Raw genomic sequence first — 10,013 nt, 5'->3', positions numbered from 1 at the left:
GCGCCCGCGTGAGCATCTCTCCGGGTTCAGTGGCGTGATCCAGGCCGACGCCTACACGGGCTATGAGGCCCTGACCCGGCCATCGGGCCTGGTCCAGCCCGGCATCGTTCCATCGGGCATCGTCCATGCGGCTTGCTGGGCCCATGCGCGGCGGCACCTCTACGACCAGTACGAGAAGACCAAGTCACCCATCGCTGAGGAGGCCTTGCGCCGGATCGGGCGGCTCTACGAGGTCGAGGCCGCGATCACTGGCTTGTCGGCCGACCAGCGTCGGGACGCGCGACGGCAACTCGCCGTTCCCATCCTCGACAACCTCAAGCCATGGCTGGAGGCGCAGCAGCGGCGCTTGTCGGCCAAGAATACGCTGGGCAAGGCGATCGGGTATGCGCTGAACCGCTGGAACGCGCTCACCCTCTATGTCGCCGACGGCCGCATCGCCATCGACAACAATCCCGCCGAACGCTCCCTGCGCGGCATCGCGATCACCAGAAAGAACTTCCTGTTCCTGGGATCGGAGGCGGGCGGCGACAGGGCGGCACTCCTCTACTCCGTCCTGGAGACGGCGAAGCTGAACGGGCTCGACCCCGAGGCTTATCTGGCCGACGTGCTGGACCGCATGGCCAAGGGTCACCCGATCAACCGGCTGGCCGAACTTCTGCCCTGGAACTGGACACGCCGGGCTGACAAACTCGCGGCATGACAGCCGACGCACCCCTCCCGCCAGAGCTCATCGCTACAGTCCGCATCGACCTGCTCGACACCGAGCCGCCGATCTGGCGCGAGGTCGAGGTGCCGGTCGCGATGACGCTGAAGCAGGTGCACGGCGTCATCCAGGCCGTCATGGAATGGCAGGATGCCCATCTCTGGTCATTCGCCAGCGACAGCGAGGAGATATCCCAAAGCCGGGCCGCCAAGCTGCCGCTTCTGGACCTGCTGCGGCCTCGCAAGACCAAGCTCCTCTACACCTACGACTTCGGCGACTGCTGGGAACATCAACTGACCGTGACCCGGCCCCGTCCGCCCCAAATGGGTGTCGCCTATCCCCGCTACGTCGCCGGGGAAGGTGCCGCGCCGCCGGAGGATTGCGGCGGCATTCCTGGATTCTACGCCCAGCTCGACATCCTCGCTGACCCGCACCATCCCGATTACGACGAGATCAAGGAGTGGCTCGGTGATTACGATCCCGGCGTCTTCGATGAGCAACCGGTCAAGCAAAGGCTCGCCCGCATCGCCGCCCGCCGGTCAGCACCGAAAAAGGCAAAGACGCGGTGATCCGCTGACGCTTACAGAAAAGAAACTGGGGTTTGAGTAGCAACGGAACAGAAAGTCCGATTGGGCTGAGGCGGCTGTACGGAAAACCTCTCTGCGCTGGTTCCCGTACAGCCGATCAATTCGACAGGGTTTCCCGGCTATGATTCTGGGGCCTTGGGACAGGCGGAAAGGCAGTCCCAAGGCACTGCCGGAAACCACATGGATTCCGATGGGCAGGTTAGTTCAAGACAATCTCAGAGGTCAGGCGAGTTCAGTGCCTCGATGACGAAACGTACTCCCACCTGACCATTGGCGCACGGGCAATTCACAAGCCTTCCAGATACCCGCATCCTCCGCGTAACGATTTCTTCAATATCTACAGATACAGAGAATGAGGAATCTATATCTGACACTGTCTCGATGATCTCTCCAGCCGAGCTACGAAGTTCCCAATGGAAGCACGGCGGCACGAAGGACGTAAGCCCGTTATCTTCAATGGTCACGGGGCCGAGTTGGCGCTCATTCATACGACACTACTCTCCACCTGCCGCTCGGCCCAAATGCGACATCCGGACACGATTCGGTTGGTAAGCGGGCTTTGCGATGTACGTCACACCCACAGATCGTACAGATCCGCGATGTCCCGCTGAGTTGGGCAAGCCTATGAAGTAGCGCTTCGGTTGGTGGGCCTGAATGCGGGCATTTCTCGCACGCTTCAACGCGATGCACATAATCCGTATCAGATATTGTTCGGCGGCCAGAAACCAGCCAGTTTCCGTAGGCGCGGAGAGCCGAGAGCGCCAATACGGCGTTTCCCCGACCGCTATCCCCAGCAAGCCGACCCAGAAAAAGCGAGAGCATCTCTGGGTCGGCAGCACAGACACCTAAATGATAGGTGAGAGTGGGGTCTTCGCGGAGTTTCTCTAAAACGCCTGGCGGCAGTACAAGTTCATTCATTCGCAATCCAAATACATGAGAAACTAGCCTGCGCAGATGGGCTTAGCTGCCAACGATACCGCCGCGTGATAGGTAGCGATCCTGCAGGCACCGGGGGGGTGATTGCAGCCGGCGTTTCCGCCCGGCACATTGGGTGTGTTAGGCACACCAAAGAACCGGGCCATCTGAGCGATCCCTGTGTCCGTCATGTTGATGTACTGCTCACCAAACCACACGTTACGCATGATGATCGCGACCCCCGCATAGTCAGCTTGGCCTTCACAAGATAGCCCCCCCGGGAAGGTCGGCTGTCCACCGTAGTGGTGCGCCAGCTCATGCGCCAAGACGAGTGCGATTCCTTCAAGTTCGAGTGCTATGTGCCGAACTAAGCCCCCCTTAAGCGCTACGTGTCGAACTCCGTTTTCGACCCAAGCGTAAGCGTTAACAGTATCGTCAGCCCAATCCAAGTGATACTGAACATCGGGGTAGAAGGCGTGATGTTGACGAAGCAGTGCTTCTGTCCACTCGCGCGATAGCGGGTCGTTCCACCTGCGCATCGGGTCAAGAGCCTTCTGCGCGGCTTCTTGATCCGAAATGAACCGGCAAGCATCATCAGGAATAGTCAGAATCGTCTTTTCGGCTGGGACGAAGTCCGCCTGTCTTCGGACGCCGGAGGCGTTGAAAGGCGCCGGACGGATCCCGCCCACGGTGGCGGCGGGACCTTTGAGGCAGGCCGGACCGTGTGCTTTCACATACTCGGGCGAACCGACAACCGGCAGGCTATCGTGTCCATCCGCAAGCTTCGCGGTTAGCTGCCCCGTGCGGTAGAAAATCTGGACTGTATAGTCGGCACTCACCACCCCATTCGTGTTGAGGAGGTGGCCGGACAAATCCACACTTGGCTCAGACTTTGAAGTTGAAATGTGGTGGAAACCCGACAAGAAGTCACCAATGTATACCGAGTCAATCGGAACCGGCGCTCCATCCGGGGCAATGAGCTTGTCACCAACAGCCAGACGATCAGCGGCCTTCAGAGTTCCGTCAGCTGTCAGGAAGAGGTGATCGCTGGTCACCGCAATGGCAGTCCCTAGATACTCAATCAATACCGTATACTTCTGAACGGACGCGCCCGTCGTTCCCTGGCTGAACACTACTTGCTGGGGAGCCCATGCCAAATTCCGGCCAGCCACATTCACCGCATCGCCAACGACAAATGTCTCGATCGCGCGGAAGCTACCATCGCCAGCTTGTACAGGTGTGCCAAAGGCTAGGCAGGAGCAACTGCAGGTGCACGGCCCAGTGGCATCCCGCGTTAGTACCGGATGATTAACAGGCCAGCCCAGTTGCTTGCAGATCTCGTTGATTTCGGCGTCCGCCCCGCTGCAGTGAGCCGATGAACACTGTCGTATTCCCATGACCCTCCCCCTCGATGGCTAATATAATGCTAAGTCAAAACTAACGAAATGCGCGAAGTTGACCTATAAACGGACAAACCCAGAGCAACCGCGGTGATGATGATTGCTGGGAAATAAACAGCTTGGGGTGCGTTACTCTGCCGTCCTCGGCGGCTGCCTTTCGCCAGGAAATACCTGTTTTCCGACAGGGGAAGGGCAACGGCATCCCTCCCCACGGCACCCTGCCATTTTCTGCACGAAAACCTATGTCGGAATGGCAGAGTGCGCAGAAACCACTTCGGAGGGGTTTTCCGCACATGCTGGTCGGCTACATGCGCGTCTCGTCCGAGAATGACCGTCAGAGCAAGGCCCTGCAGCGCGATGCTCTGATCGCTGCCGGAGTGGACGCCCGCCATCTGTTCGAGGACAAGGCATCCGGTGCGCGTGATGATCGGCCCGGTCTCAAGTCGTGCCTCGACTTCTTGAAGTCTGGCGATACGCTGGTGGTGTGGAAACTCGACCGTCTCGGCCGCTCGTTGCCCCACCTGCTCGACGTCGTAGCCGGCCTGCGCGACGCTGGCGTCGCGTTCCGGTCCCTGACGGAGGGTATTATGGACACGAACACGCCACACGGGGAGCTCCTGTTCCATATCTTTGGGGCACTCGCCCAATACGAGCGTGCCTTGACTCGCGAACGAATACAAGCGGGGATTGTATCGGCACGGCGGCGCGGCCGCCATGGTGGTCGGCCACGCGCTATTGAGCCAGAAAAGTTAGAGGCTGTGGTTGCCGCCTTGAATGCCAGTGCGAGCAAAGCTGCGGTCTGTCGAGCATTCGGCGTTGCCCGAAGCACGCTCATCGACACGCTGGCACGTACCGGCTGGACCGGCTCCAGTCGATGAAGATTGCGGGCACGATGGGAGGCATGGACGTGCGAGGAACCAGGCACGGGAAGCCCGCCCGGATAATCCCAGGTTGTGTCACATCGCTGGGTGTGTGAATGGACTGCACCAGGCATTGCGGTTGTCATCTATTCCGCCAAGGGAGCCACGATGGCACGACGACGTCTTCTGTCACCTGATCAATGGGCGGGCTTCCTGGCGGTTCCGGACGATGAACGTGAACTGGTCCGGCATTATACGCTGGGCCGGGAAGACCTGGACCTGATCAACCCCAAGCGCACCGCCCATAATCGCCGCGGCTTCGCCGTGCTCCTTTGTTATCTGCGTTATCCTGGGAGAATGCCCGAGCCGGACGAGACCCCGCCGCCGGCGCTTCTTGCGTTCGTCGCGCACCAGGTCGGCGCTGAGCCGGCCGACTACGCTGAATATCGTCGTCGCGGTCAAACCGGCGGGCACGCACCAGCCTCTCACCCTCCCCACCGCGGAGACGCGCGGCGGCATCCTGCGTTATCTTGCTACTGTTTCGATCAGGATGGGCTGGGCTACCTCTGCCCGCCGGGCAACGCCCGCAGAAAGGAGACACTATGAAAAAAAAAGGTAATCCTGCACCGATCTCCGCCAAGCTTCTGGCTGAACTGGACGAACTGTCCAGAGACACCCGCCCCATCGATACCAGCGACGCCCCCGAAATCACCAACTGGGCTGGCGGCCAGCGGGGAAAGTACTACCGTCCCGTGAAAATAGAACTGTCCTTGCGGCTGGACGCCGACGTGTTGGAGTGGTTTCGTCGGCAGGGGGACGATTATGAGGCCAGAATAAACGCCGCCCTTCGAGAGTACATTCAAACACATGGAGGACAGGCCGGGAATCGGGCAGACCCCTCATAGGAAATTCTTGGAAAAGCCGGACAACCAAGGAATGACGCACCTTGGAATGGATCCGTCGCGACGCTGTTGCGGTCGAAATGCATAAGCCGAGATGGCAGCCTTGACCATGAGGTTGCGCGCTGTAGATCAACCTGGGCGCGCAACTTCGGGGACGTGCCATGGCCGATACCGATACCTATGTCGGCGTCTTCATGCGGGAACTGCCACCGGATTGGTGGCTACCTGATGGCTATACTCTAACACCGCACGGGTCGACGGCCCCGCTGATGGCCACCGACCCGGCCGGGCATCCGCGGTTCATCTATCCTGTCCCAGGATTCAGGCCGCCGCCGGAGCGCGAACGGTCGATCGCGCAGACCATCACCCGGGAATTGGGGCCGCCCCCCAAGCTGGGCTTTTCGCCGGAGACGCGACAGGTCCTGGGCATGGAACGTCCGGATCTGCTTGGCACGGTGGACCGGGCGTTCTACGCGCCGCTGGAATTGGGCGCTTACGTGCTGGACCTGGCCAACTACGGCATCCAGGCCAGCGTAGTGGCAGGCGTGGAGGGTGCCGGCCGTGCTGGCTGGATCGCCGATACCGCCGGCTGGCGCAAGGAACTGCTGGGCTTCCTGGAGTTCCTGGGCATTGAGGCCGGGCGCTCCCCCGTGACGGCCATGGCGCGGGGGGCGGAAGCGGCGGCGGCGGCCAAAGTCCAGGCCAGCGAACTGGGCGAGGCCGCCCGGGTGGGGTTAGCTCGGGCTGAGGCGGCCCGCGCTGGTTTGGCACTGCGAGCGCAGGCGGTCGCTCAGGGCTTCAGCCCCATGATCGTGCGTATGGAAACCGTGGCCGGGCTGCCCGAAGGGCGCAGCTTTGCCGTGCTCGACGTCGTCGAGGCCGACACCGCGTTTCCCTCTTCAGCGACCTCTGGCACCGCTTTCCCGGGCGCCACCGTTCTGCGCTCTCTCACGACATGGCTGGAACGGGTACGGGCTGGGAAGGAGTTCGACCGGCAGCAGGCGGCACGTTATCGTTTCAATCAAATCTATGTAGAGAAGATATCCGGGAAAGGATATTGGGTGTTGGATTCTTACGAGCCACGCGATCCCGCCCTTGGCGCCGGCCCAGTATCTCGTAAGTTCACTCAATTAGCTGATATCAAGGAAGATTCAGCGTTTGCGATGCTGACAGAGGCCAAGAGAAAGTATAGCCCTGGCACAAGGATCGCCGATGTCCGCTCTCGGCCGGACCGCCTAGTTGAAACTTATCTTAGTGGCCAGCTTTGGTTAGAAGTACCAATTCAGACATCTCCCGTACCAGCCTCTATTCTCAGAAAGGCTAAAGAGCTTTCCATTAAAATCAGAGATATTAACGGAACGATATACGAATGACTCGAACCTTCGACCCCGCTTTCCATGAAAAGCTGCTGGACCTACTGGCGGCGTCAAACTATGTGCCCGACTACTTGGAGTTCTGCCAAGCCTATTCGGTACAGCGGGATATCGATGGCCCCCGTTTGAATATGGCTGAAGCCGCCGAAATTTTCCGATCCTGTGGCGTCTCTTTGGATTGGGATAAAAAGTTTAAGGTGTTTGAGTTCGATCACGAGGAGATTGGCGGCTGGACCTGGTTCGGCTCCCTGGTTGTTCAGCGTTACGACATGCTTGAACCAATGATAAAGGGAGAAGATCACAAGGCGGGCAAGAGCGCCGGTTCCACATTGCTGGATATTGCCATCGATGCTGGCGAGCGCCGCAGTCCTCCTATCGGGATCTGGGCTCCGCTCCCTAGACCTCAGTTCGACGGCAATATGGACACGATGCGGCGGATGATCCCGGACCTGATCTCTCTATTCCGGTCGATCAAGGATGTGCTTCGCCGAGGGTGGGCGCCTGCCACTTAGGTCATTAAGGCATCGTGCAAGGCGCGCCGCCTAACACAGCGGCGTGCACCTGCCTAATTCAGCGAGCGTCAATGCGGCCGCATGTTACCGATCGAAAGCGACATAGAAGAGTCGTCTTCTGTCGAGCGATAACGCCGTGGCTGCGCCTGACGCTTCTTCACGTCGGGGTCATAATCCCTGGTATGGGAGAACCAGCCCGGCGCCAATACCGGCAGGACAAGAATCAGGCCGACGATGATAACGAAGATGGTGCCCATAGCAGCCTCTGATTTGGCGGAACACCGAGGGCCAACAGCCTGGCCATCGTGCGCTGTGATTTAAGAAATAGTCACTTCATGACTATTTACAGGTGTGCCGTACCCCCTGTCCAGACCCAGGGGGAGTTTGGTTTGGCGCATCGGGATAAATTCGATCCCACCTACACGGCGATCATCGCCGCGTTGGTCACAGAGCGTAAGCGCCGTGGCGTCACGCAAGCGCTGCTTGCCGACCGGATGGGGACAACACAGTCAATCGTGTCGAAGTACGAACGGCGGGAATTGCTGCTGGACCTGCTTGACTATGTCCGCTATTGCGCAGCCATGGGTGTTGACGCCGGTGACTTCCTGAAGGGCTTCACCGGGGTGACAATCCAGAGCTAGTCAGCCCGGTTATCTCATGACGAAGACCATGAAGGTGACCATCAAGGTGGCTATGAGGCATAAGCGGGTTAAGCAGGTGATCTGATCCAAGAGCTTCACTGTCTGTTGGACCCCATCGCGCAGAGCTGCGACTGACACGTCCGTTGTGAGTGCGGTGGTGAGCAACGTGGCAGCGATAAGCGCCCTGTCCTCAGGGATATCGGCAGCGCGCAACGCATAATACATCTTCACGTCCATCATCGCCATCGCGTGCTCCTGATTGAGGCGGTGTACCGCGGCCGACTGGCGGCTTATGAAAGGGATTGAATTCTATTCGAAAACTGACGTCCAGCGCCTCCGCAGCGTCAGCAGTGTCGCCTCTGCCACTGTTCCTTCTGGACCCCACCCCAGCGGGTTCTCCCGGTGGGCGCACAGGCAACTCCCATCCCTTCCGCTCCGCGCATCGCCAGGGGCGCTGCGCTCCGGGGACGAGGCCCTCCTATACGCTACCGGGACAACCCGATTGCCAGCAAATCACTGGGGTCCCCATTGGGCGCCGATATGGGGTCCCGTTACGCTGCTGGTTGACCGTCTGCAAGCGGCATCGCCCCGCCCCAGCCGTGGCCACTCCTGGGTGGACAACGAATGCCGGACTTTCCGTTTCGACTATCACGACGACGAGCGCATCACGCTCACCTGATGGGAACCAGGCCAACACTATGCTCGACCTCTACCACCATCCCGGATGGGTACCTTGAACCCAGAAAGGATTTTCCTTACCTTTCTCGCGAGAACATTCCTTAACCGGAGGACACCGTGATCACCAGCAAGTTGACCAGCAAGGCACAGACAACGATCCCCCAAGCGGTTCGCGTAGCGTTGCACTTGAGAGAGGGGGACGAGATCGCCTACGCCATTGATGGAGAGCGGGTGTTACTGACTCGCGCCACCAAGGACCATGAGGACCCGTTTGCCACCTTCAGCGAATGGAATAGCGAAGCGGATCGGAGGGCCTATGCTGGGCTTTGAAGTGTGGGACGTCGTCAAGGTCCCCTTTCCCTACACCGATCGTCCAGTACGGGAACGCAGACCGGCCGTTGTCGTCGCAGCGGGCGGCATCCAGCAAGAGCATGGATTACTGTGGGTGCTGATGATCACGAGCGCCGCCAATCGCGCCTGGCCGAGCGACGTGGCTGTGTCTGACATGGCCCAGGCGGGTCTACCCGCTGAGTCAGTGGTTCGCACCGCCAAAATAGCAACGATCGAGGCAAAGGAAGCAGAGCGCATCGGGAGCCTACCTGCCCTGGATCGCACCGACGTGGCACGACACCTCGCGCTTGAACTGGCGCAGCCGACCTAACGCTCTTCTGGCCAAGTGGCTGCACAATCGGTAACGGAGGGTGACAAACCGCCGCCCAATTGTGGGGCCCCAAGGAATGCCCCGGGCTCCGAGCAGCTTTCAACGGCCCCTCTCGGGCCAGGCTTCCTTGAAATCGCAACGGAATGACCACCGGTGTGAGCGACCCCGTCCATGCCGCCCACGCCACTTGGCGACTGTCTTCTGATTGACCCCATACCGGCTGGCCAGGGCCCCCAGGCTCTCTTGACTGTGGAATTTTTGACCCTGGCTAACAGCGCGGCCTTCTTCGTGGAAGAACTGGAGCAGGAGTATGCGCGGCGCGGGCACGTATTCAAAAGGCCCGACGGCAACTGACCAGCTTGACGGCTCCGGTCAAAGCTGAACACTGGCCCGCCCAGCCTGTGCCCTCATCAGCTCAAGTTGCTTCGCGCCGGTCGCGCCAGGTCGCTTTCAGGGATGAAGTACCAGTGGCGGCCATCCAAGCCGACGATGCCCTCGTTCTTCAGCCGGGTCAGGGTCATGCCGGCGGTCTTGGGATGCGCCTGCAACCGGAACTTGGAGCGCACCCGCTCCCCCACTTCCAGTGCCTTCAGCTTGCCGGGGTAGACACCCCGTAGGATTTCAATGATCGCCTCCCGATAGGCGCCGTGGGGTATCTTGTCCGCTTCGGCCGCCGCCTTCGTCGCGGCGCGATCTTCCGCGGCGGCTGCGAGTTCCGGCATCAGGAAACGCTGTGTGGCCTCGCAGTCCGCGAGGGTGGCCCGCAGGTGATCGTACCGCT

The 10,013-nt window shown here is 60.3% G+C and carries 13 protein-coding genes and 1 pseudogene; 10 read left to right on the top strand and 4 right to left on the bottom strand.

The window, feature by feature from the left end; translation table 11 throughout:
• Positions 1 to 700, top strand: a 700-nt coding sequence (gene tnpC / locus FBZ90_RS27580) for an IS66 family transposase (protein WP_145736965.1), incomplete at its 5' end; no start/stop codon positions are given.
• Positions 697 to 1,272, top strand: a complete 576-nt coding sequence (locus FBZ90_RS27575) for a plasmid pRiA4b ORF-3 family protein (protein ID WP_145736962.1) — start codon at positions 697 to 699, stop codon at positions 1,270 to 1,272. The genes tnpC and FBZ90_RS27575, both read left to right, overlap by 4 nt.
• Positions 1,273 to 2,231: 959 nt before the next feature.
• On the opposite strand, the gene FBZ90_RS27570 is transcribed toward FBZ90_RS27575, so the two are convergent.
• A complete protein-coding gene (locus FBZ90_RS27570; protein ID WP_145736960.1) occupies positions 2,232 to 3,602 on the bottom strand; it encodes a Hint domain-containing protein in 1,371 nt (456 codons plus the stop codon).
• Positions 3,603 to 3,898: 296 nt separating this feature from the next.
• On the opposite strand from FBZ90_RS27570, the gene FBZ90_RS27565 reads away from it, so the two are divergent.
• The 5 genes and pseudogenes from FBZ90_RS27565 (at position 3,899) to FBZ90_RS27545 (ending at position 7,252) form a co-directional block, all read left to right on the top strand.
• Positions 3,899 to 4,483 (top strand): recombinase family protein, encoded by a 585-nt coding sequence (locus FBZ90_RS27565; protein WP_145736958.1) that lies wholly within the window; start codon positions 3,899 to 3,901, stop codon positions 4,481 to 4,483.
• A gap of 150 nt (positions 4,484 to 4,633) precedes the next feature.
• Positions 4,634 to 4,927, top strand: a pseudogene (locus tag FBZ90_RS27560) (DUF4158 domain-containing protein); the annotation flags it as partial.
• 140 nt (positions 4,928 to 5,067) lie between these two features.
• Positions 5,068 to 5,370 (top strand): BrnA antitoxin family protein, encoded by a 303-nt coding sequence (locus FBZ90_RS27555; protein ID WP_211102384.1) that lies wholly within the window; start codon positions 5,068 to 5,070, stop codon positions 5,368 to 5,370.
• Positions 5,371 to 5,528: 158 nt separating this feature from the next.
• On the top strand, positions 5,529 to 6,740 hold the full coding sequence (locus FBZ90_RS27550) for a hypothetical protein (RefSeq protein ID WP_145736954.1): 1,212 nt from the start codon (positions 5,529 to 5,531) through the stop codon (positions 6,738 to 6,740).
• A complete protein-coding gene (locus tag FBZ90_RS27545) occupies positions 6,737 to 7,252 on the top strand; it encodes a hypothetical protein (RefSeq protein WP_145736951.1) in 516 nt (171 codons plus the stop codon). Before FBZ90_RS27550 ends, FBZ90_RS27545 begins: the two co-directional genes overlap by 4 nt.
• Before the next feature lie 68 nt (positions 7,253 to 7,320).
• Here FBZ90_RS27545 and FBZ90_RS27540 read toward each other — a convergent pair whose 3' ends face one another.
• Positions 7,321 to 7,509 (bottom strand): hypothetical protein, encoded by a 189-nt coding sequence (locus tag FBZ90_RS27540; protein ID WP_145736950.1) that lies wholly within the window; start codon positions 7,507 to 7,509, stop codon positions 7,321 to 7,323.
• A gap of 132 nt (positions 7,510 to 7,641) precedes the next feature.
• Here FBZ90_RS27540 and FBZ90_RS27535 point away from each other — a divergent pair, with 132 nt between their 5' ends.
• Entirely contained in the window at positions 7,642 to 7,893 is a 252-nt protein-coding gene (locus tag FBZ90_RS27535) for a helix-turn-helix domain-containing protein (RefSeq protein WP_186456079.1), read from the top strand.
• A gap of 9 nt (positions 7,894 to 7,902) precedes the next feature.
• Here FBZ90_RS27535 and FBZ90_RS27530 read toward each other — a convergent pair whose 3' ends face one another.
• Positions 7,903 to 8,139 (bottom strand): hypothetical protein, encoded by a 237-nt coding sequence (locus tag FBZ90_RS27530; RefSeq protein WP_145736943.1) that lies wholly within the window; start codon positions 8,137 to 8,139, stop codon positions 7,903 to 7,905.
• Between the two features lie 549 nt (positions 8,140 to 8,688).
• Between FBZ90_RS27530 and FBZ90_RS27525 the strand changes: the two genes are divergently transcribed.
• Both FBZ90_RS27525 and FBZ90_RS27520 read left to right on the top strand, forming a co-directional pair.
• Positions 8,689 to 8,901: an AbrB/MazE/SpoVT family DNA-binding domain-containing protein gene (locus tag FBZ90_RS27525; RefSeq protein WP_145736940.1), complete on the top strand. Its 213-nt coding sequence runs from the start codon at positions 8,689 to 8,691 to the stop codon at positions 8,899 to 8,901.
• Positions 8,888 to 9,232: a type II toxin-antitoxin system PemK/MazF family toxin gene (locus FBZ90_RS27520; RefSeq protein ID WP_145736937.1), complete on the top strand. Its 345-nt coding sequence runs from the start codon at positions 8,888 to 8,890 to the stop codon at positions 9,230 to 9,232. Before FBZ90_RS27525 ends, FBZ90_RS27520 begins: the two co-directional genes overlap by 14 nt.
• A gap of 410 nt (positions 9,233 to 9,642) precedes the next feature.
• Here FBZ90_RS27520 and FBZ90_RS28005 read toward each other — a convergent pair.
• On the bottom strand, positions 9,643 to 10,013 hold a 371-nt coding region (locus FBZ90_RS28005), incomplete at its 5' end, for a hypothetical protein (RefSeq protein WP_186456078.1).

It is taken from the genome of Nitrospirillum pindoramense, from assembly GCF_007827955.1.
Classification (GTDB): Bacteria; Pseudomonadota; Alphaproteobacteria; order Azospirillales; family Azospirillaceae; genus Nitrospirillum; species Nitrospirillum amazonense_B.
Note: the sequence above shows the minus strand (reverse complement) of the source record. Positions and strands in the feature narration are given on the sequence as shown.